22 protein-coding genes are annotated in these 21421 nt (G+C 29.9%); 10 read left to right on the top strand and 12 right to left on the bottom strand.

The features are described from left to right. Positions 1-125: 125 nt before the first annotated feature. From Q1A46_RS20070 to Q1A46_RS20050, 5 genes are all read right to left on the bottom strand, one after another. Entirely contained in the window at positions 126-2288 is a 2163-nt protein-coding gene (locus Q1A46_RS20070) for a xanthine dehydrogenase family protein molybdopterin-binding subunit (RefSeq protein ID WP_299683306.1), read from the bottom strand. A gap of 11 nt (positions 2289-2299) precedes the next feature. Then, positions 2300-2761 (bottom strand): (2Fe-2S)-binding protein, encoded by a 462-nt coding sequence (locus Q1A46_RS20065; RefSeq protein WP_299683304.1) that lies wholly within the window; start codon positions 2759-2761, stop codon positions 2300-2302. A gap of 120 nt (positions 2762-2881) precedes the next feature. Continuing rightward, entirely contained in the window at positions 2882-4792 is a 1911-nt protein-coding gene (acs, locus tag Q1A46_RS20060) for an acetate--CoA ligase (RefSeq protein ID WP_299683302.1), read from the bottom strand. Positions 4793-4916: 124 nt separating this feature from the next. Continuing rightward, positions 4917-5393, bottom strand: coding sequence for a hypothetical protein (locus Q1A46_RS20055; RefSeq protein WP_299683300.1), 477 nt, complete (start codon positions 5391-5393; stop codon positions 4917-4919). Then, complete coding sequence (locus Q1A46_RS20050) at positions 5390-5773, bottom strand: glyoxalase (RefSeq protein WP_299683299.1); 384 nt, start codon at positions 5771-5773, stop codon at positions 5390-5392. Before Q1A46_RS20050 ends, Q1A46_RS20055 begins: the two co-directional genes overlap by 4 nt. 117 nt (positions 5774-5890) lie before the next feature. On the opposite strand from Q1A46_RS20050, the gene Q1A46_RS20045 reads away from it, so the two are divergent. After that, on the top strand, positions 5891-6430 hold the full coding sequence (locus tag Q1A46_RS20045) for a fasciclin domain-containing protein (RefSeq protein WP_299683297.1): 540 nt from the start codon (positions 5891-5893) through the stop codon (positions 6428-6430). Positions 6431-6487: 57 nt separating this feature from the next. On the opposite strand, the gene Q1A46_RS20040 is transcribed toward Q1A46_RS20045, so the two are convergent. From Q1A46_RS20040 to Q1A46_RS20030, 3 genes are read right to left on the bottom strand one after another with little or no spacing between them, the layout of a single operon-like run. Then, positions 6488-7432 carry a phosphoribosylaminoimidazolesuccinocarboxamide synthase gene (locus Q1A46_RS20040; RefSeq protein WP_299683295.1) on the bottom strand — a complete coding sequence of 315 codons (945 nt, stop codon included), beginning with the start codon at positions 7430-7432 and terminating at the stop codon, positions 6488-6490. A 34-nt stretch (positions 7433-7466) separates the two neighbouring features. Then, positions 7467-8075 carry a hypothetical protein gene (locus tag Q1A46_RS20035; protein WP_299683293.1) on the bottom strand — a complete coding sequence of 203 codons (609 nt, stop codon included), beginning with the start codon at positions 8073-8075 and terminating at the stop codon, positions 7467-7469. 1 nt (position 8076) lies between these two features. Beyond that, entirely contained in the window at positions 8077-9030 is a 954-nt protein-coding gene (locus Q1A46_RS20030; RefSeq protein WP_095070979.1) for a PhoH family protein, read from the bottom strand. Between the two features lie 118 nt (positions 9031-9148). On the opposite strand from Q1A46_RS20030, the gene Q1A46_RS20025 reads away from it, so the two are divergent. The 6 genes from Q1A46_RS20025 (at position 9149) to Q1A46_RS20000 (ending at position 14791) form a co-directional block, all read left to right on the top strand. Then, positions 9149-10006 (top strand): S-adenosyl-l-methionine hydroxide adenosyltransferase family protein, encoded by an 858-nt coding sequence (locus Q1A46_RS20025; protein ID WP_299683290.1) that lies wholly within the window; start codon positions 9149-9151, stop codon positions 10004-10006. Positions 10007-10016: 10 nt separating this feature from the next. Next, positions 10017-10313 carry a putative quinol monooxygenase gene (locus tag Q1A46_RS20020; protein ID WP_299683288.1) on the top strand — a complete coding sequence of 99 codons (297 nt, stop codon included), beginning with the start codon at positions 10017-10019 and terminating at the stop codon, positions 10311-10313. 3 nt (positions 10314-10316) lie between these two features. Next, positions 10317-11036: a gliding motility-associated ABC transporter permease subunit GldF gene (gene gldF / locus Q1A46_RS20015; RefSeq protein WP_299683285.1), complete on the top strand. Its 720-nt coding sequence runs from the start codon at positions 10317-10319 to the stop codon at positions 11034-11036. Next, entirely contained in the window at positions 11029-12669 is a 1641-nt protein-coding gene (gene gldG / locus Q1A46_RS20010; RefSeq protein ID WP_299683283.1) for a gliding motility-associated ABC transporter substrate-binding protein GldG, read from the top strand. The genes gldF and gldG overlap by 8 nt, the downstream gene beginning before the upstream one ends. Further along, on the top strand, positions 12669-13097 hold the full coding sequence (locus Q1A46_RS20005) for a hypothetical protein (protein ID WP_299683281.1): 429 nt from the start codon (positions 12669-12671) through the stop codon (positions 13095-13097). The genes gldG and Q1A46_RS20005 overlap by 1 nt, the downstream gene beginning before the upstream one ends. Positions 13098-13240: 143 nt before the next feature. Next, the gene (locus tag Q1A46_RS20000; protein WP_299683279.1) at positions 13241-14791 is read left to right on the top strand and encodes an aspartyl protease family protein; all 1551 of its coding nucleotides are present in this window, start codon (positions 13241-13243) and stop codon (positions 14789-14791) included. A gap of 23 nt (positions 14792-14814) precedes the next feature. On the opposite strand, the gene Q1A46_RS19995 is transcribed toward Q1A46_RS20000, so the two are convergent. Continuing rightward, entirely contained in the window at positions 14815-15477 is a 663-nt protein-coding gene (locus tag Q1A46_RS19995; protein ID WP_299683277.1) for an MIP/aquaporin family protein, read from the bottom strand. 98 nt (positions 15478-15575) lie between these two features. Here Q1A46_RS19995 and Q1A46_RS19990 point away from each other — a divergent pair, with 98 nt between their 5' ends. Next, entirely contained in the window at positions 15576-16421 is an 846-nt protein-coding gene (locus tag Q1A46_RS19990; protein WP_299683275.1) for a DUF2911 domain-containing protein, read from the top strand. Positions 16422-16558: 137 nt separating this feature from the next. After that, entirely contained in the window at positions 16559-17086 is a 528-nt protein-coding gene (locus Q1A46_RS19985; RefSeq protein WP_299683273.1) for a DUF4442 domain-containing protein, read from the top strand. A gap of 19 nt (positions 17087-17105) precedes the next feature. Here Q1A46_RS19985 and Q1A46_RS19980 read toward each other — a convergent pair whose 3' ends face one another. From Q1A46_RS19980 to Q1A46_RS19970, 3 genes are all read right to left on the bottom strand, one after another. Beyond that, positions 17106-17597, bottom strand: coding sequence for a hypothetical protein (locus Q1A46_RS19980; protein WP_299683271.1), 492 nt, complete (start codon positions 17595-17597; stop codon positions 17106-17108). A gap of 24 nt (positions 17598-17621) precedes the next feature. Next, positions 17622-19316: a sodium:solute symporter gene (locus Q1A46_RS19975; protein ID WP_299683269.1), complete on the bottom strand. Its 1695-nt coding sequence runs from the start codon at positions 19314-19316 to the stop codon at positions 17622-17624. Between the two features lie 131 nt (positions 19317-19447). Further along, positions 19448-20221 carry a DUF6503 family protein gene (locus Q1A46_RS19970; RefSeq protein ID WP_299683267.1) on the bottom strand — a complete coding sequence of 258 codons (774 nt, stop codon included), beginning with the start codon at positions 20219-20221 and terminating at the stop codon, positions 19448-19450. 172 nt (positions 20222-20393) lie between these two features. Here Q1A46_RS19970 and Q1A46_RS19965 point away from each other — a divergent pair, with 172 nt between their 5' ends. Then, positions 20394-21368 carry a hypothetical protein gene (locus tag Q1A46_RS19965; protein WP_299683265.1) on the top strand — a complete coding sequence of 325 codons (975 nt, stop codon included), beginning with the start codon at positions 20394-20396 and terminating at the stop codon, positions 21366-21368. Positions 21369-21421: the final 53 nt, after the last annotated feature.

Below are 21421 nucleotides of genomic sequence, written 5' to 3'. Positions count from 1 at the left end.
AAACCTGTGTTTACACCAGAAAAATGAAAAACGATTTCGTAATTTTTAATTATTGCGAAAACTTATCAAAAAAACAAAAAGATGTCTAAAAAAGACATCTTTTCATATACATATTTTCTAAAATTTTAACTTAAAACCTCACTTTTCTTTGAAGATAACTCTTTAATAAAAGGCTGTTTATATAGTCTATTTTTTAGTGCTTTATAAATTGCATTTGCAACAGCACCACCTGCTGGAGGTAAACCTGGTTCCCCTAATCCAGTTGGAGACAATTCATTTTTAACGAAATGTACATCTACTTGAGGTGTTTCATTCATTCTAATTAAACGATAAGTATCGAAATTTTTATGTGAAGGTTTTCCGTTCTCAAAAGATAAATCTCCATACATTGCATGTCCGATTCCATCTAAAACTCCACCTTGAATTTGATTAATTGCTCCTGTAGGATTAATTAAAATACCACAATCTACAGCAGCAGTAATTTTCGTTACTACAGGCAAACCATCTTTCATTTCTATTTCAGCAACCTCGGCAACATGAGTATTATGACTATAATAAGCTGCAAAACCTTTAAAAACTCCTTCTTTTTGTTCTTTCCAGTTTGATTTTTCAGCGGCTAATTTTATCGTATTCTCCATTCTCTCTCCTGAGTATTCGATTTTTTCATCTGTAGAACTTTTTACATTCTGTAATAATTCTAATCGTAACTCAACTGGATCTTTCTTTAATTCTTCAGCTATTTCATCAAAGAAAGTTTGCTCAGCAAAAGCTAAGAAGTTGGTATACGGAGCTCTCCATGCCCCTGTTGTAATATCACTCTTATAACTTTTTGTAGATACTTTATAATTCGGAATACATCCTGCTGGAAAGAAATTCGGAATTAAATCATACATATTACTATTAATCGCTGCTTCTTTTAAATGATATCCAGTTAATTTTCCATCTTTAATTGATGCTGCAATTCTATATTTAATTGCTGGACGATAGATTCCATCGGTCATATCATCTTCTCTTGAGAAAACAACTTTCACTGGTTTTTTAGCCAGATTTGAGATTTCAGCTGCTTCTAAAGCAAAATCGCCATACAATCTTCTTCCAAATCCACCTCCCATTCTTGTCATTTCAAGATCAATTTCTTCTTCTTTTCTTTTCAATAACTGAGCAACCCTACCAGCTGTCCATTGTGGTGTTTGAATTGGTCCAACTAAATGAATTTTCTCAGCTGTAACATTAGCATAAAAATTCATTGGTTCCATACAGTTATGCGGTAAAAAAGGAGAATCGTAAGTTCTTTCTAAAACTTTATCTGCTTCAGCAAAAGCTTTCTTTACATTTCCATCTTCTCTTCTGGTATCAAATTCTTTTCCGTCTAAAATCTTAATCAATTCTTTATTATGATCTACGGTACTTTCTAAATTTTGATCATCACTCCAAACAGCTTTCAATGCTTTTTTACCTTTCATAGCCGCCCAAGTATTTGAACCAATTACAGCTACTTTATCTCCAAACTTGATTACATCTGAAACTCCATTTACTTTTTTTGCTTCAGCATCATCAAAACTCTCTAATTTTTGTCCGAATGCCGGTGGACGTAATACCGAAGCATACACCATTCCATCAGCTTTATAATCTAAACCAAACAAAGGCTTACCTATAACAATGTTATCTAAATCAACATTTAAAGCATCTTTTCCTATAATCGTGTATTCTGACGGCTTTTTTAAAGTTACATTTTCTGGAACCTCTAAAGCAGCTGCTTCGCTTACAACTTCTCCATAACCTAATGTATCTCCATTTGCATTAGTTATAATTCCTTTTGAAGCTTTACAAGTGTTTGCATCAACTCCCCATTTTGCAGCTGCAGCATTAATTAACATTTGCTTTGTAGTAGCTCCTGTTTGACGTAATGCATCCCAACCAAAACGAATTGACTGACTTCCTCCTGCAACCTGACGTTTATATTCTTTCTTATTATATTTTGCTTGTGCAACATGCACTTTATCCCATTCTACATCTAATTCTTCAGCAATAATCATTGGCATTGCTGTTTTTACTCCTTGACCAATTTCTGGATTTGGAGAAAAAATAGTTACATAACCATTATATGCTATTTTGATAAAAGCATTAAAATCGTTGAAATTTAAATTTGCAATATCTACAGCTGGTTTTGCTTCTGGCTTACAAGCAGTGAATAAATTAAAACCAACTAACATTCCTCCACTTGCTAGCGCTGAAGTTCTTAAAAAGTTTCTTCTACTAAATCTGATATTATTTTGTTCTGTACTCATGATAATTAGATTTAAGACATTTTTTTAGCAGCTACAGCTACAGCTTTTTCTATTCTGTTATACGATGCACACCTACAAATGTTTCCATGCATTGCCTCTCTAATTTCTGTTGAAGTAGGATTTGGATTTTCTTTTAAAAACGAAGCAGCAGTCATAATTTGTCCAGCTTGACAATATCCACATTGTGGAACATCAACTTCTTTCCAAGCTTCTTGTAAAGGATGATCTCCTTCTTTAGAAAGTCCTTCAATAGTTGTGATTTCTTCTTTATCTAAAATAGAAACTTGTAATTGACAACTTCTAGTAGCTACGCCATCTACATGAACAGTACAAGCACCACATTGCGCTATACCGCATCCAAATTTTGTTCCTACTAAATTTAATTCATCTCTTAATATCCAAAGTAAAGGGGTATCTGAATCGGCTGTAACTGTAACCAATTCACCGTTGATTTTTAGATTATAGGTTGGCATTTATTTGTTGGTTTATAATTGAGGTAAATAAGTTACAAAAAAAATAGCTACCCGAAAGTAGCTATGTTCCTTTTAAGAATTATTTAATACAGTTCTAAACATAAGATAGCGCTATATAGTTTACACTAAAACCTCATCTATTATACCTTGAACTACTTCTGGATTTAGTAAAGTACTTGTATCGCCAAGATTACTAATATCATTTGAAGCAATCTTTCTTAAAATTCTTCTCATGATTTTCCCAGAACGTGTTTTTGGTAATCCTTGAGTAAATTGAATTCTATCCAATTTTGCAATTGGTCCGACTTGCTCGGTTATAATTTGATTGATTTCTTTTCTTAGGTTTTCATGATTACGAGATTCACCTGTGTCTTTTAAAATCACATAACCATACAATGCATTTCCTTTTATGTCATGTGGAAATCCAACAATAGCAGATTCTGCAACTGCAGGATGTTCGTTAATAGCATCTTCTATTGGAGCAGTTCCTAAATTATGCCCCGAAACAATAATTACATCATCTACTCTACCTGTAATTCTGTAATAACCAACTTCATCTCGTAAAGCTCCATCTCCTGTAAAATATTTATTTTCAAAAGTTGAGAAATATGTATTTCTGTAGCGTTCATGGTTTCCCCAAATTGTTCTCGCCATTGAAGGCCAAGGAAATTTGATACATAATCGACCTTCTACTTGATTTCCTTTAATTTCATTTCCTTCAGCATCCATTAATGCTGGTTGAATTCCAGGAAATGGTAATGTTGCGTAAGTTGGTTTTGTTGGTGTAGAAAAAGGAATTGGAGTAATCATAATTCCACCTGTTTCTGTTTGCCACCATGTATCTACAATTGGACTTTTTCTTTTCCCAATATTATCATCATACCAATGCCAAGCTTCTTCATTAATAGGTTCTCCAACGGTTCCTAAAATTTTTAATGATGACAAATCACTTGATTCTACATGAGATAAACCTTCTTTTGCTAATGCTCTAATCGCTGTTGGCGCTGTGTAAAACTGATTTACTTTGTGTTTTTCAACAATTTGCCAGAAACGACTATAATCTGGGTAACTTGGAACTCCTTCAAACATTACAGTTGTAGCTCCATTTGCTAATGGTCCGTATACAATATAACTATGACCTGTAATCCAACCAATATCTGCGGTACACCAATACACGTCATTTTCTCTATACTGAAAAACATTTTTGAATGTATACGCAGTATATACCATATAACCCGCCGTAGTATGTAACATTCCTTTTGGTTTTCCTGTAGAACCAGAAGTATACAGAATAAAAAGAGGATCTTCTGCATTCATAATTTCTGCCTCACATTCATCTGAAGCTTCGTCTAATAATGGTTGTAACCATTGATCCCTTCCTTCAACAATATTTATTTCTGAATTGATTCTTTTTACAACCAAAACGTTTTCTATACAAGGACATTCTTCTAGAGCTTCATCCACAATACCTTTTAAATCGATCGTTTTGCTTCCTCTGTAAGAACCATCGGAAGTAATTACCATTTTACATTCGGCATCATTAATTCTTGTTGCCAATGCTGTAGAAGAAAAACCAGCAAAAACAACGGAATGTATCGCTCCAATTCTTGCACAAGCTAAAAGAGAAACTGCAAGTTCAGGAATCATTGGTAAATAGATACAAACACGATCTCCTTTTTTAATTCCTTTTGCTTTTAAAACATTGGCTAATTTATTTACTCTTTTGTGTAAATCGCGATATGTAATATGTTCTGAAGCTTCGTCTGGATTATTAGGTTCAAAAAGTATTGCTGTTTTTTCGCCTCTGGTTACTAAATGGCGATCGATACAATTTTCTGTAATATTTAATTGTGCTCCTTCGAACCATTTTACTTCAGGTTTCGTAAAATCCCAACTTAAAACATTATTCCATCTTTTTCTCCAAAGAAAATGTTCTTCAGCTATTTCTTCCCAAAAGTTTTCAGGATTTCTTACTGATCTTCTATAAACTTGAAAATATTCTTCTAAGTTTTTTATATGATAGTTACTCATGTTCGATTTATTTGTTCTATAAATTTATTGTTTTTATTAGAACATCGATAATTTTTAATAACTAATCTTAAGAAAAAACGACTTTAAGTTTTAAAAATTTTAATATATACTTATTCAAATCAATTTAATTCTCAATCTCTTCTAGCAACAAATTATAATCATACTGCAAGTCTTCATGTAAAGTCGACATTGCTTTCTTTGCTAATCGTATTTGAGTTTCAAATACTTTTTGAAGTCTAGGGCTTCCTTTTATTGAAGGTTTAAAGTATTTTAATTTCAAACAGAAGTACAATAATAACTCTACCTCTGTACTTTTCTTTTTTGAATAACGAATCTGTTTTTTTATTGAAGTCAAGATTTTACGAACACTCTTTCTGATATAGAAAAAGCTTTTCGTGTTTATGTCACTAAACATTTCATCTATTTCTAATTTTACAGTTTCAATATACCTGTCCTCGTCATGAGCTTCAAACAATAAATAGGTTAGTAATTCTTTGTTTTCCTTTTTAAAACGAGTTAATGTAAGACACAATTCTAATAATTCTGAAGAAGTTTTATGTTTTAGTTCGTCTTTTATTGTTTTTATTGAAGCTGCTTTCATGAATTACCGTCTTTCTTAATTTCATCAAAACTATCAAAAAGTCTTTGTTTCGCCATGGTAAATATCCTTCGATTGTATTCTGAAGCATTTTTTTGATATTCTAAAAATTCATCTGAAGTAAACTGTCCTATTATTATTCCAAGAATAACATTTCTAATAACGATATTTTTAGAGAATGATTTATCTAAAAACTCTCGAAAGTTATCTTTTTTGATGTCAGATAGTTTTATTTTTTGCTTTACACTCCAATTTTTAAATGTAAGTATTAAAATATCGTGTTGCAATTTTAAAATTGGTCGCAATACTTTGTTTTGAAAGTTTTCATCAGGTGTTAAAGATGATAAATTCAATTCTGGACGTATATCATTTTTTGAAATCATTAAGTCAAATTTTCTGAAATCAAAGATAAAAATATTTCTGTTTAATGTTTATGATAAAACATTAAACACTTCATATTTAGCTAAGCCATAATTTCGTAAAAAATTAAAACTAACATCATGAAAACCAAAAATTTAGTATTATTATTTTTATTCTCTTTTTCTCTAGTTTTTGCTTATAACAATGAATCTACTACTGATCCTATTGAAAAAGAAGCTAAAACTATTGTTGGTGTAGCTGCATCTAACAAAAACTTTAGCACATTAGTAGCTGCTGTAAAATCGGCAAAACTAGTTGATGTTTTAACTGAAAAAGGACCTTTCACTGTATTTGCACCAACAAATGACGCATTTGCTAAATTACCAGAAGGAACTATACCAACTCTATTAAAACCTGAAAACAAAAAGCTATTGACTTCTATTTTAACTTACCATGTTGTTACTGGAAAGTTTGATGCTAAAGCTGTAGGAGCCATAAAAGCTAATGGTGGAAAATTTGTAATTAAAACAGTTCAAGGAAACGAATTAACTGCAATGATTAAAGATGGAAATGTGCTTTTAAAAGATGCTAAAGGAAATGTTTCTAAAGTAATTATTACTGATGTTTCTGTAAGTAATGGAATTATCCATGCTATAGACAGCGTAATAATGCCTGAATAAAAAATTAAATTCTCCCCGAAATTAAAAAAAGAGAAGTTTTTCAACTTCTCTTTTTATTTATTTTAAATATGCTGTGATATTTTTTTCTATTCTTTCTGAAATATTTTCTGTATTTGCCTTTACAAATTTCTCTCCTGTTATTTGCTCATACAATTCTATATAACGATTTGAAATTTCAAGGATTTTTTCATCACTCATTTCAGGAATCTGTTGTCCATCTTTTCCTTGAAATCCATTTTCAATTAACCATTGACGAACGAATTCTTTAGATAATTGCTTTTGTTTCTCTCCTTTATCTTGTCTTTCTTGGTAACCATCTGCATAGAAATATCTAGAAGAATCTGGTGTATGAATTTCATCTATCAATACAATTTTACCATCTTTAGTTTTACCAAACTCGTATTTTGTATCCACTAGAATTAATCCACGTTTCGCTGCTATTTCAGTTCCTCTTTGAAATAATTTTCTAGTGTAATCTTCAAGAACTATATAATCTTCTTCAGAAACAATTCCTTTTGCTAAAATATCTTCTCTAGAAATATCTTCATCGTGCTCACCATTATCAGCTTTTGTTGAAGGCGTTATAATTGGCTCAGGAAATTTATCGTTTTCCTTCATACCTTCAGCCATAGCTACACCACAAAGCAATCTTTTTCCTGCTTTATATTCACGTGCTGCATGACCAGATAAATACCCACGAATAACCATTTCAACTTTAAAAGGTTCACATAAATGACCAACAGCTACATTTTCATCAGGATTTGCAACTAACCAATTCGGAACAATATCAGCAGTATCATTCATCATTTTTGTTGCAATCTGATTTAATATCTGTCCTTTAAAAGGAATTTGACGAGGCATAATTACATCAAAAGCAGATAATCTATCTGAAGCAATCATGACTAATTGCTCATCATTTATATTATAGACTTCTCTTACCTTTCCTTTGTAAACTGACTTTTGTCCAGGAAAATTAAAGTTTGTTTCGTTTATTGTATTCATTGTTGCGTTGTTGTAAACCGCAAAAATAAACTTTTTAATCATTTTTAGGAATTCTTTTTATCTGCTTAATGTTATCAGAAATCGGTGTAACAGAAACTACTTTTTCTTTTTGCTCAACATAAAATATAAATGAACTATTTTGACCGATAACTTGAACGTCTTTTTGGGAATTATCTTTAAATATTAATTTGTAATTAGGCTTTATTTCTTTGGTCTTAATCTTATGATTTTTTCCTAAGCCCATTCCCAATCTTAAAGAGACAAACAGAATAAAAAATAAAAATAATAAACCTTCTGCTAATCCTTTTTTCTCTTCTAAGTCTTTAAATGCTTTTTCTCTACGCTCTAAATTGTGCATTTTTCCATACCACTTTTTGTGCTTGTACTTTTTATGAAATGCATACGACCATTTAGTTACGTATTTGTATAGAAGAAAAAAACAAATGACTAATGCTAATGTTAACTTTAAACTATCTGTTAGTAAACTAAAAGGAGATATTAAAGCATCTAAAATAGATACGTAATTCAAATATTGAACTCCTAAAACTGCATAAAAAAGCGCGTCACTTACTATTCCTAATAAAATAAAGTAAACGTATAAGACGTAGAAATTCTCTTGTAAACTTAGTTTTTTAAAAATCAATTTATTCCGTTTCTATACTTTTATAAGCCTTAATAATTTTCTTCACTAATCGGTGACGAACTACATCTTTATCATCTAAGAAAATTTGTCCAACTCCTTCGATACTTTTTAATGCCAATAGTGCTTCTTTTAATCCTGAAACCTGTTTTCGAGGTAAATCTATCTGGCCAGGATCTCCAGTAATTACAAACTTTGCATTTTTACCCATACGCGTTAAAAACATTTTCATCTGTGCATGAGTTGTGTTTTGAGCTTCATCAAGAATTACAAATGCGTTATCTAATGTTCTACCACGCATAAATGCTAAAGGAGCAATTTGTATTGTTCCGTTTTCTATGTAGGCTTGTAACTTTTCTGATGGTATCATATCACGTAGACCATCATACAAAGGTTGCATATATGGATCTAACTTTTCTTTTAAGTCTCCTGGTAAAAAACCTAAGTTTTCTCCAGATTCTACAGCAGGACGCGTTAAAATAATTCGTCTAACATCTTTTTCTTTTAAAGCTTTTACTGCTAAAGCAACTGCCGTATATGTTTTACCTGTTCCTGCAGGACCAACTGCAAATAATAAATCATTCTCTTTCATTAATTGAACCATCTTACGTTGGTTCTCAGTTTGTGGTTTGATAATTTTTCCACTAACTCCGTGAACAAGAATATCACTCTTATCTCCAAACTTTCTTTCTTCTTCTTCTTTTCCGTTAGAAGTTAAAATACGCTCTATACTGTTCTCATCAAGCTTATTATACTTGTTAAAATATTTAATTAAACGTTCTAAACGTATTTCAAATTCATCTAAAATTTCAGGATCTCCATAAACTTTTAATTTATTACCTCTGGCTACAATTTTAATTTTAGGGAAATAATTTTTTAATAAGGAAATGGTACTGTTTTGTGCTCCGAAAAATTCTTTTGGATTAATTTCCGTTAGTTCAATAACTCTTTCGTTCAAATGCTATAATTTTTAATTTTATTATGTTTAAATGTAGTAATTATTTTATTCATTTATGTAGCTTTGCCTTAAATTTCGATAGAGTTTTTCACAAAATAATTAACAATTAAAGCATTACATGGCGCTTATTACTTTAACTACAGATTTTGGCCTTAAGGATCATTTTGTTGGTGCTGTTAAGGGTGCAATATATTCTGAGTTACCAGACGCTAAAATTGTTGATATTACACATCTCATTACTCCTTTTAATATTACTGAAACTGCATATATACTCAAAAATGCATACAAGAGTTTTCCAAAAGGAACCATACATATTATAGGTGTAGATTCTGAATTAAGTGTAGAAAATAAACATATAGCAATAGAACTTGATGGACATTACTTTATTTGTCCGGATAACGGAGTAATTTGTATGATTGCTTCTGAGGTACAACCTGCTAAAATTGTTGAAATTAATATTCATAATCATATAGAAAGTAGTTTTCCTGTATTAGATGTATTTGTAAAAGTCGCAACTTTTATTGCTAGAGGTGGAAAATTAGATGTCATTGGAAAGGAAATACAATCACATAAGAAATTAATAGAAATTCAACCTAAAGTTAATCAAGATCGCAATTTGATTGTTGGTGGTGTCATTTACATAGACAATTATGGCAATGTAATTAGTAATATCAGTAAAAAAGCGTTTGATGATATTGGAAAAGGAAGAGAATTTACTGTTACCGCAAGACGTTATACTTTTAAGAAAATCTTCAATAAATATAATGAGATTGTCAACTTTACCAGTGAAGATATTCGTCAATATGATGGAAATAAATTAGCCTTGTTTAACACAGCTGGATATTTAGAAATTGCTGTTTTTAGAAGTAATTTAAAAACTGTAGGAGGTGCTTCTTCCCTGCTAGGTTTACGATACAGAGATACAATTTCTGTTGAATTTCATGAAGAAGAAAAACCAGATTTTACAACCGTTTAATTAAAATATTATGTTTGTTCGTATCGTTAAAATGAGTTTTCAACCAGAAAAAATAGAAACTTTCTTGGCAAACTTTGATCAAAAAAAAGAATATATACGAAAATCACGTGGTTGTCGTTTATTAGAATTGTATAGAGATAAAACAAATCCGAATATTTTCTTTACCTATAGTTATTGGAATGAAGAACAAGATTTAGAAAATTACAGAAATTCTGAATTATTTAAATCTATTTGGGCAGAAACTAAAGTATTTTTTAACGATAAGCCTCTTGCTTGGAGTGTTGATAAAGTCGTAAGTTTGACTTAAATTATGAAATCAATATTAAAAAAAGAACTTAATTCTTTCTTTGGATCACCCATAGCATATTTGGTTATTGGTGTTTTCTTGTTAGTAAACGGTTTATTCTTGTGGGTTTTTAATGATAATTTTAATATCTTAAATGCAGGATATGCCGATTTAAATTCATTTTTCTATTTAGCGCCTTGGTTATTTTTATTTTTAATTCCGGCTATTACTATGAAAAGTTTTGCTGATGAATATAACTTGGGAACCATTGAAATCCTAAAAACCAAACCTTTAACTAATTGGAATATTATTTTAGGAAAATTTTCTGCTAGTTTAATCTTAGTTATTATAGCATTATTACCCACACTAACATATGTGTATAGTATTTATACACTGGGAAACCCTGAAGGAAACTTTGATTCTGGAAGTTTAATAGGCTCTTATTTTGGTTTGTTATTTTTAGCTTCAGCTTATACAGCTATTGGATTATTTACCTCTACCCTATCTAAAAATCAAATTATTGCTTTCATTCTAGGCATTGTTATATCTTTTTTTATGTTTTATGGTTTTGATTCCATAGCTAGTTTATCTAATAGTTCTAATTATTACATTAGAAATTTCGGATTTAACGAACATTTTAAAAGCATTAGTAGAGGTGTTATAGATACGAGAGATTTAATTTACTTTATCAGTATAACATTCATCTTTTTATTCATCACTAAAACACGATTAGAAAATGAATAAGAAAATTAAAAAAACAGCTATTATTATCGTTGGAATATTAGTGCTTAACTTTTTAAGTAACTCTTTTTTTAAACGATTCGATTTAACAAAGGACAAACGTTACACACTGTCAGAAGTTACAATTGATTTATTAAATGAACTGGATACTGACTTAATTATAAATGTATATTTAGAAGGTGATTTTCCTTCGGAATTTCAGCGTTTACAAATTGAAACGCGTCAGTTTCTAGAAGAACTTGAAGCTAAAAACAGAAATGTTCGTTTTCGTTTCATTGACCCATATGATATTCGAAAAGAATTGATTAAAAATGGAATGATGCCTAGTCAACTTTCTGTTGAAGAAGATGGAAAACTATCTGAAGCTTTTATTTTCCCTTGGGCTGAAATCTTCTATAAAAATCGTTCTCAAAAAGTTTCTTTATTATCAAATTCTTTATTTAAAACTCAAGAACAACAACTAGAAAATGCTATTGCAGCTTTAGAACATTCTTTTGCTAGTGGAATTGAAATTATCACACAAAAACAACCAAAAACTATAGCTGTAATATCAGGAATAGGAGAACTTGAAGACATTAAATTATATAGTTTTTTAAGCGAATTAGGAAAGAAATATAGACTTGCTAAATTCACTTTAGACTCTGTAAATAAAAGCCCTGAAAAAACATTAGAACAATTAAAAAAATTCGATTTATCAATAATAGCTAAACCTACAGAGAAATTTTCTCCTGAAGAAAAATTGACTTTAGATCAGTATATCATGAATGGAGGTAAAACTTTGTGGATGATTGATAATTTAAGTGCAGACACCGACAGTTTATACAATCAAGGTAAAATGCTAGCTTTTCCAAGAGATTTAAATTTAACTGATTTATTATTCAGTTACGGTGTACGTGTGAATAATAAATTAGTTCAAGATTTATATGCTTCTAAATTAACTTTAGCTGCTGGTAATACTGGAAACCAAACGCAATTTGAAAATTTCAACTGGTTTTATCATCCTTTAGTTACTGGAAATCCTTCACATCCAATTACGAAAAATGTATTACCTGTAAGATTTAGGTTTACCACGCAATTAGACACGCTTCAGAAAAATGTAAAGAAAACACCTCTTTTAGTTAGCTCTGTATTAACTAAACTTTCTGGAACTCCTAAAATTATCGAATTAGAAAGTATAACTCAAGAACCAAAGCAACAGGAATACGCAGCCGGAAGTCAGTTATTAGCTGTTCTATTAGAAGGTGAATTTGAATCTGCTTATAGAAGTAGAACGAAACCTTTTAATTCTAAAAATTATAGCGAAAAATCGAAACTTAATAAAATGGTTGTAATAGCTGATGGAGACATTGGGAAAAACCAACTATTAAAAGGTAAGCCTTACGATTTAGGAGTTGATAAATGGACTCAGGAACGCTTCGGAAACAAAGACTTTCTCGTAAATACAGTAGACTATCTTTTAGATGATAATGGTTTAATAGATTTAAAAAACAAATCTATACAACTTAGAGTTTTAGACAAGAAAAAAGCTTACACAGAGAAAAGATCTTGGCAATTATTCAATATTGCATTACCTATTTCTCTATTATTAGCTTTCGGATTTGTATTCAACTATATAAGAAAAAGAAAATATAGTTAATGAATAAAGCTCAGAAAAAAATCTTTGTAGTTATAGCCATTCTGCTTTTTGTAGTTTCATTATTTTTTCCGTGTTATAGTGTAGAAGGAAAAGGTCCTAATACAATTGGTGCTATAGGTTTAATTGCTTTTTTTCTTGGATGGTTAAACTTTAATTTAATAGGTATTGTTTCGCTGGCTAATCCTTTATTTTTCTTTAGTATTATTTTTTTATTCAAAAAAAAGAAAGAAAGATTAGCTCTTTTTCTTAGTGTTCTTTCACTAATCTTTTGTTTATGTTTCTTTTTTGTTGATCGAATTATAATTAATGAAGGAGGTATGACTGCTGAAATTGATCAGTTTTTAAATGGTTATTGGTTATGGTTAACTGCAATTTTCCTCATTTTCATTTGCACTTTAATAATGAATATTTCTAAACGTGAAAAATAAAACAGTTCTCAAGAACAACTTTTTAAAACTCTAATAAAAAATCACCTTTCATATTCCTATCGCTTTCTTAATTTCATTAAATGATTAAAACCGATTTTAACCTTTTAAATTAAAATTAGTAGTTTTAAAGAAAATTAATGAAAATGAATTTTAATTTAAAGCCCTTATTTGTAGCAATATTACTTTGCTTATTATTTTCTAATCAAAGATTATCTTCACAAAACTCACAATCAGCATATAAAACATTAGCTAAAGAAAACATACAATTTTTAATATCGTCATTAATGACGAAAAAACATGAGAAAATAAATACATTATTAGATAGTAATGTAACCGTATCTGGTTATAAGAAGACAAAAGCTATAACAATTCTGAAAAAGATTTCTGAAAAAGTAAATCTTAATAACAACTACATATTTAAAGCTATTCATAAATCTAATGGCCTTATTAAAGTTCGATTAAAAATGAAAGGACAAGCTAAAGATTTTACTTACACTCTTAATAATAAAGGAAAGTTTTTAGTTATTGACATGGCAGATGTTAAAAAAAACAATTTAGACATCAATTCTTTCAATTCTTATAAAAATTCTCCAAGAACTATTCCTTTTAAAATTCGAAATGGATTTATTTGTTTTGAACTTGAAATTAAAGGAGAAAAACTAACTTTTGTTTTTGATACAGGCGCACAAGGTACTGTAATTGCTAAAGATGTAGTAAGAAGATTAAAATTAAAATCCAAAGGAAAAAGACTTTTCTATGGAGCTAGCGGTAGCGCTTATGAAGAGATTGTTTTAATAGACTCCTACAAATTAAACAAATATTTAACTGTAAAAAATCTACCTGCAACAGCACTTGATTTAACAGAGTTAAGAAAACTAATTAACTACAATATAGATGGTTTTATAGGCAATGGCCTTTTATCTGCATTTGTTACTGAAATTGATTTTGATAACGAAGTCATAACTTTTCATAAATCTACTAATAAAATTGAAAAAGAATATCCCAATAACTTTTTTCTTTCACTTAATAAACGAAGAATACCAGTAGCTACTACTAAAATACAACTTAAAAACGGAGAAAATTTTAAAGGAAAAGCTTTATTAGATACTGGTGCTAGTGGTTCAATGTATCTTAACGCTAAAACTGTAGAAAAGTATAATTTGGAATCTAAACTTGAAAAAAAAGTTATGTCTAAAAATTTTTCAGCAACAGGAACATTCTCAGTCTTCTTAAGCAGTTTAGAGTCAATTAGTTTTTTAAATCAAAAACTTTTTGATGTACCTGTTACATGTTCAAAACACAAAGGAAACTATACTATTTCTAATGAAAGAATTGGAATTATTGGTATAGAAATATTAAAAAAATACAATTGGGTTTTCGATTATAAAAACCAAAAAGCTTACTACAAGAGAAACAATAATTATCCTATAAAATTCGGTTATGTTTGTACAGATTTCTATATAGAAAAAAAGGAAAATGAGCTTTACTTCAACAACATAAAAAAAGATTCAAAATTACTTAAAGAAGGTATTAAAAATGATTTTAAAATTATCTCAGTAAACGGACTTAAAGTAACTAATTACAAAGAAATATTAGACCTAATAGAAACAGATAATATTTCTCTAGAAATTATTTATTTAGATAACTCTGGTAAAGAATTAACGGTTAAGTATCAAACAAAAAGACTTGTTTAATCATTAAAAATAAAAGACAACAATTAACAACCTTCGTCACAACAGTTATCGTCTTTTACTAATTTACAAGTAGCCACAGCTAATAAAGCTCCTATAATTGGTGCCAAAATATATAACCATAAGTGTTGTAAATGTCCCGAAACTAAAGCTGGAGCTATTGATCTAACTGGATTCATCGAAGCTTTAGTAATTGGACCTGCAAACATTGCTTCCAATAAAACCACGCCTCCAATTGCTATTCCTGCCATTACTCCTACTTCTTTACTTCCAGTAGAAACATTTATAATGGTAACCATAAGGAAAAACGTTAATAACAATTCTAAAACAAAAGCTCGCATCGCATCTGTTGATGGAATTGTAGCACCATAAAACTCACTATCTGGAAATAAAAACAACAATAATAAACTAGCTACTAATGCTCCTAAAATCTGAGCCAAAATATATTTAGGAACTTCTTTCCAAGGAAACTTTTTAGCGTAAGCAAAAGAGATCGAAACAGCTGGATTAAAATGTGCTCCAGAAATTTCACCAAAAGCGTAAATCATAGCCATAACTATTAATCCCCAAGTAATTGCTATACCAACATGACCAATAGATCCGTTCGTTACTTCATTAATTGTCATAGCTCCAGTTCCACAGAAAATGAGAGCAAAAGTCCCTACAAATTCAGATATATATTTTTTCATGCTAGCAAAGATACAATCTCGTATTTTAAGTTTTTGTTAACATTTATCATTTCATTTAGCCGTAATTTTATGGAGTACAAAAACAAACTTTTATCAACATGAAAAAAATACTTTTAAGCTTATTTGTAGCTTCATTAACTTTATCAGGTAATGCACAAGTAAAAACTCCACAACCAAGCCCTTCTGCAAAGATTGAGCAACAAGTTGGATTAACTGATGTTACTGTAGAATACTCTAGACCAGGAGTTAAAGGAAGAAAAGTTTTTGGAAATTTAGTTCCTTATGGAAAATTATGGAGAACTGGAGCTAACAAGAATACAATTGTTACTTTTAGTGACGATGTTACTATTGATGGTAAATCTCTTAAAAAAGGTTCGTATGCAATTTTCACTAAACCTAATGCTTCTTCTTGGGAAGTAATGTTTTATAGTGATACAAATAACTGGGGAACTCCTAGAAAATTTGATCAAGCTAAAGTAGCTTTAACTACTACTGCTAAAGTTGAAAAAATGCCAATGACTATTGAAACATTTACAATTACAATTGATGATGTTAAAAATGGTTCTGCTGTTTTAGGTATTTTATGGGAAAATGCTTACGCTGGAATTAAATTTAATGTTCCTACAGATAAAGCAGTTTCTGCTAGCATCGATAAAGTAATGGCTGGTCCTGGTCCAAATGATTATTATGCTGCTGCTTCTTATTATTTAGATGAAGGTAAAGATATCGCTAAAGCGCAACAATGGATTGATAAAGCTATTGAAATGACTAAAGACCAACCTCGTTTTTGGTATTTACGTAAGCAATCTTTAATCCACGCTAAAGCTGGAAATAAAAAAGGAGCTATTAAAGCTGCAAAAGCTTCTTTAATGCATGCTGAAAAAGCTGGTAATGCAGATTATATTAAATTAAACAAAGACTCTCTTAAAGAATGGGGAGCTTAATATATCTCACTTAAATTAAAAGTTTAAAACTCGGATTCTTAGAATTCGAGTTTTTTTATGTTTTATATTTAAATCTTAGACTAGTATAAGACGATCTACAAATAACTTGATTTATATTTGAAACATAATTCAAGTTTATGTCTGTTTATAAAAAAATCGCTGAAATAGGTACTAAGTTTATTTCTAAATCAAAACTTTTTAAACATGGATTCAATCTCTCTCCAATGTACAGAAGAAGTACAGGAAGAATTATTGAAGTATCAAATGATTTATTACACGTTAGAGCTAAAATTCGTTTAAGTTATAAGAATAAAAATTATGTAAATTCTATTTTTGGTGGTAGTTTGTTTTCTGCTGTAGACCCAATTCCTATGGTACAATTAATTAATCTTATTGGAGATGATTATGTTGTTTGGGATAAGTCTGCTGAAGTTTATTTTAAACGACCTGCAAAAGAAGATGTATATGCTAATTTTACTTTCTCTACAGAAGAACTTGATCAAATTAAACAACGAGTTTTAGAAGAAAAGGAAATTGAAATTATAAAAACTACATTACTTACAAACAAAACAAACTCAAAAGTCTTTTGTGAAGTTCATAAGACAATTTATGTAGCTGATAAGAATTTTTACAAAGAAAAACGTGCTAGAAAAAACAAAAAATAATAGGTTCTAGTACGTTCTGCTATTTCATTTTTTTAAATTCTTTTAACCCTATTTGATATATCATATAGGCCCACATTTCAATAGCTTTAAGACCAGAATGAGAACCAACATTTGAGGTTTTCGTAAATTCTCCATTCTCTTCTCTTTGAATATCTGAAGTATAACTTAAAGAATATTTTGATCTGTTTTTAATCAATAAAAGAACTTTTTTATTCTTTTTTCTTTCTTCATCTGTTTTGCCATTAGTTCCTAAACCGAAAAAGAAATCTATAATTCCCTTCTCCCCTTCTTTTTCAAATAAACTATCATTATCCCATATTTCAACAATTTTATCTGTACGTTCAAATTTCACGATAGAATAATTAAAACTTACCGAGTCAACAGGGTAAAGTTTTATTCGAAATTTACTTCCTAACGGAAAAGCATATCCGTTTCTAGGTTCAGATGGTAAGTCTTGTGCAAATACTACAGAAGAAGTAATCACAAAGATTAATAGTAATATCTTTTTCATTTTAATTTTTAGTTTGTTAAACTATTACTCTCCTATTTCATCAACATTTAAATCTGCTCGCTCAAAATCATCTCCATTAATTCCTTGTAATATTATAGCTATTGCAATGACTAAACCACAACCTAAAGCATTTAACCATAAGTAAGGTAACCAGTCTAAATACCAAACAATTATTATTATTAACTGGGTAATTATTGCTCCAATAAACACAGCATTAGATCTTACAAACTTAAAGAAAAATGCTAATAAGAAAATTCCTAATACATTTCCGTAGAATATAGATCCGATAATATTTACTAATTGAATTAAATTATCAAATAAGTTTGCAACACAAGCAACCAAAATGGCTAAAATCCCCCATCCTAAAGTGAACCATTTAGACATATTTACATAATGCTGATCACTTTTCTCTTCTTTTACATTTCTCTTATATAAATCTATTGCTGTTGTAGAAGCTAAAGCATTTAATTCTGAAGCAGTTGAAGACATTGCTGCAGAAAGTATTACTGCTAATAATAAACCTATTAACCCTTTTGGTAAATTGTTTAAGATGAAATGAATAAAAACATAATCTTTATCATTTGTTTCTACTTTATCATTAGACTCTTTAATAATGACTTTTGCCTCTTCTTTTATCTTTAAGTCTTCTTCGTTTAAAGCTTGTAACTTTGGGGTATTCTCTTCAGTTATTCCGCTTAAAATAAGCGTTTTTCTCTCTGCTTCAATTGCTCTATGTCGATCTTCTAAAACTTTATATTGATCAACGTATTGAGAACTAATAACTGCTTCTTTTGCTTTAGGATTAAAATTTAAAGGAGAAGCATTAAACTGATAAAATACAAATACCATAACTCCTACTAATAAAATAAAGAACTGCATAGGCACTTTTAATAAACCATTAAAAATTAAACCTAATTGACTTTCTCTTACAGATTTTCCTGATAAATAGCGTTGAACTTGACTTTGATCTGTTCCGAAATAAGAAAGCATTAAAAATGTTCCTCCAAGAAAACCAGTCCAAACTGTATATCTATTGTTTAAATCCCAAGAAAAATCTAAAACCTTCATTTTATTGCTAGCTCCAGCAATTTCAAGAGCTTTTCCGAAAGTAATTCCGTCAGGTAAATATTGAAGTATTAAGTAAAAAGCAATAAACATTCCTGAGAAAATAATTGCCATTTGTTGTTTTTGAGTAACACTTACAGCTTTTGTTCCTCCACTAACTGTGTAAATGATTACCAAAACACCTATGATTATGTTTAAGAAAACAAGATCCCAACCTAACACTGCTGAAAGAATAATTGCAGGAGCAAAAATGGTAATTCCTGCCGCTAATCCTCTTTGAATTAAAAATAAAATGGCAGCTAAAGTTCTTGTTTTAAGGTCGAATCTACTTTCTAAATATTCATAAGCTGTGTATACATTTAGTTTATGATAAATAGGAATAAATACTAAACATATGATAACCATAGCTAATGGAAGTCCGAAATAAAATTGAACAAATCCCATACCGCTATGAAAAGCTTGACCTGGTGTAGATAAAAAAGTGATGGCACTAGCTTGAGTTGCCATTACAGACAAACCGATAGTCCACCACTTTGTGTCATTTCCTCCTTTAATATATTGCTCTACGTCTTTACTTCCTCTAGTTTTCCACGTTCCATAAAGAACAATAAACAATAATGTTATTGAAAGTACAATCCAATCTAAAGTTTGCATGAGAATATTATTTAGTATATAGGTTTGTTATAATTAAAAAGATGACAATGTACGCTAAATTGGCTAACAGTACTAGTGTGTACTCTTTTTTCCATATATACTTTTTTCCCATGTATGTGATTCTTTAGTTATTAATTGTTAGTTGGTTTTTCGAAAAAATTATCTGCTAAAGGTGCTTGAGTAACTAAAGCAGAAGAAAATGTAATTGGATCTCTTGCTGGTTCAGTAGGAACACCATTATCATCTTTCTGGTACCAAGTTATAGATTTTGGTAAAACTAAACCGTTAACGTTTTCCCAATCATTATATCGTATTAAACTAAACTTTTCTGAAGGCTTTTTTGTAAAATATGTTACTGTATATCCTAACCAAGCCATTTGTTTAGTTTCTGGGTGAAAATAAATAAAATAATTGTCATCTGGAGAAGTTCCTACATTTGCTCCGTAAGATATTTTATATCCTGGATAATTTACACCTTCAAAACTTATTGGGGCTACTTCTGAATATGTAATTCCATCATCTGCTAATACAAAAGGCATTGCATAAAAATAGAAATATAAATTATAATAAAACTCAGGGTTTCCTTTAAAAGCTGTAGAATCTTTTTGACTTAACCAGACATCTTTTCCGTTGTAACCTAATGAGAAATTTTCTGCTTGAACAACAGTCTTTCTTGTAGGTAAGTCAATCGTATGATCTTGATTATTGATTTTGTAAGACATTGTTCTAGCTTTACGCCAGGTATCAATTCCTCCATGTTTTTCAAATACTTCCCCTAGTGCTTTAGGAAAATTATTTTCTTTTTTAGCCTCTTGTTTAGGTTGAGTTTCAACCTCTTTTTTTGCTTCTTGTTTACATGATATTACTAGTAGAGATACTACCGAAAGTAAGATTAGTTTTTTCATTTTTATTTATAGTTTATCGACAAGTAGTCGGATGTTTTTTCTAAAAATTACAACTATTTATTTTTTATTCAGAAGAAATTTACAAAAGTTTAAAATTATAATCATTTTTCAGTAAGATTTAAAAATCTATAATCGATTAGTTTAGCAACTTTCAACCTCAAAATTAAATACAATGAAAACACTAAAAAACTATGTTCATTACTTCTTTTTATACTTCTTTTTATGCTTTGCTTGTAATGATGATTCGTTAGAAAACGATGTAGAATTAACCTCAAAAATTTTAAACAAACAAGCTCAAAAATCAGATTATGATATTGCTATGTATTATGCTCCAGTTTTTTTTCAGGATGTAGATACAACAGATGGTTTGTGTAGAAATCAATCTAAAAGTGGTTCTGCTGATTGGATTACAGCAGTGAATTATGATGGTGATTGGAACACCAAAAACAATTGGGAGAATATGGTTTCTGGTAGAGATAATGGTAAATTAATTCCTCATGTCTACTACTATGTTACTTATACTAAAACTCATTATTTTGTTTTATATGCCGTTTATCATCCAAGAGATTGGACTGATGTTCCTTTTTTATGTTCTTTAGATTCTCATGAAAATGATATGGAAGGAGTTCTTATTACAGCAGATAGAAAAGATAACGGAGATTTTGGCGCTATTATTAACGCTCAAACTATTTGGCATTCTTCAATTTACGATTACAATAAAAATGAAATCTTGTTAGATGGAAAACAACCACAACTTTACATTGAAGCTAAAGGACACGGAATGCGAGCTTATAAAGGATCTTCCGACAAAGATGGTTCGTATATAAAATACTATTTTAATGGAAAAGCAGCTATAAGCCCTGATAAAAACTCTAGAAATTTACCTCAGAACATAAACTATAATTTAACTGCCTTAGAAAATAGTTTATGGCAACAAAGAAATAATCCATTAACATTTGCTGGAGCTTCTTTTGTTGGTGACAACGGAAATGGTACCAATAGAGCAAATGCTCCTTGGGGTTGGAAAGGCGGAGATATCTGTAAAAATCCAGCGAAATTTTTAAAAGACAAATACGGTTGGACTAACTTTTCTACAGAATATATCAGTGATACACCAATACAATTGTGTCGTCCTAAAATAGGTTGACAGTTTTAAAAAGTATTATTTAAACCAGAGAAGCTAGCTTCTCTGGTTTTTTA

The sequence above is a fragment of the uncultured Tenacibaculum sp. genome, assembly GCF_947502995.1.
Taxonomy (GTDB): domain Bacteria; phylum Bacteroidota; class Bacteroidia; order Flavobacteriales; family Flavobacteriaceae; genus Polaribacter.
The sequence above is the reverse complement of the archived record's forward strand: the minus strand, read 5'-3'. Positions and strand labels throughout refer to the sequence as shown.

Bases quoted from the DNA above. Each gene is read 5' to 3' on its own strand.
- Q1A46_RS20070 (WP_299683306.1), bottom strand. From the start codon at position 2,288: ATGAGTACAGAACAAAATAATATCAGATTTAGTAGAAGAAACTTTTTA.
- Q1A46_RS20065 (WP_299683304.1), bottom strand. From the start codon at position 2,761: ATGCCAACCTATAATCTAAAAATCAACGGTGAATTGGTTACAGTTACA.
- acs (WP_299683302.1), bottom strand. From the start codon at position 4,792: ATGAGTAACTATCATATAAAAAACTTAGAAGAATATTTTCAAGTTTAT.
- Q1A46_RS20055 (WP_299683300.1), bottom strand. From the start codon at position 5,393: ATGAAAGCAGCTTCAATAAAAACAATAAAAGACGAACTAAAACATAAA.
- Q1A46_RS20050 (WP_299683299.1), bottom strand. From the start codon at position 5,773: ATGATTTCAAAAAATGATATACGTCCAGAATTGAATTTATCATCTTTA.
- Q1A46_RS20045 (WP_299683297.1), top strand. From the start codon at position 5,891: ATGAAAACCAAAAATTTAGTATTATTATTTTTATTCTCTTTTTCTCTA.
- Q1A46_RS20040 (WP_299683295.1), bottom strand. From the start codon at position 7,432: ATGAATACAATAAACGAAACAAACTTTAATTTTCCTGGACAAAAGTCA.
- Q1A46_RS20025 (WP_299683290.1), top strand. From the start codon at position 9,149: ATGGCGCTTATTACTTTAACTACAGATTTTGGCCTTAAGGATCATTTT.
- Q1A46_RS20020 (WP_299683288.1), top strand. From the start codon at position 10,017: ATGTTTGTTCGTATCGTTAAAATGAGTTTTCAACCAGAAAAAATAGAA.
- gldF (WP_299683285.1), top strand. From the start codon at position 10,317: ATGAAATCAATATTAAAAAAAGAACTTAATTCTTTCTTTGGATCACCC.
- gldG (WP_299683283.1), top strand. From the start codon at position 11,029: ATGAATAAGAAAATTAAAAAAACAGCTATTATTATCGTTGGAATATTA.
- Q1A46_RS20005 (WP_299683281.1), top strand. From the start codon at position 12,669: ATGAATAAAGCTCAGAAAAAAATCTTTGTAGTTATAGCCATTCTGCTT.
- Q1A46_RS20000 (WP_299683279.1), top strand. From the start codon at position 13,241: ATGAATTTTAATTTAAAGCCCTTATTTGTAGCAATATTACTTTGCTTA.
- Q1A46_RS19995 (WP_299683277.1), bottom strand. From the start codon at position 15,477: ATGAAAAAATATATATCTGAATTTGTAGGGACTTTTGCTCTCATTTTC.
- Q1A46_RS19990 (WP_299683275.1), top strand. From the start codon at position 15,576: ATGAAAAAAATACTTTTAAGCTTATTTGTAGCTTCATTAACTTTATCA.
- Q1A46_RS19985 (WP_299683273.1), top strand. From the start codon at position 16,559: ATGTCTGTTTATAAAAAAATCGCTGAAATAGGTACTAAGTTTATTTCT.
- Q1A46_RS19980 (WP_299683271.1), bottom strand. From the start codon at position 17,597: ATGAAAAAGATATTACTATTAATCTTTGTGATTACTTCTTCTGTAGTA.
- Q1A46_RS19975 (WP_299683269.1), bottom strand. From the start codon at position 19,316: ATGCAAACTTTAGATTGGATTGTACTTTCAATAACATTATTGTTTATT.
- Q1A46_RS19970 (WP_299683267.1), bottom strand. From the start codon at position 20,221: ATGAAAAAACTAATCTTACTTTCGGTAGTATCTCTACTAGTAATATCA.
- Q1A46_RS19965 (WP_299683265.1), top strand. From the start codon at position 20,394: ATGAAAACACTAAAAAACTATGTTCATTACTTCTTTTTATACTTCTTT.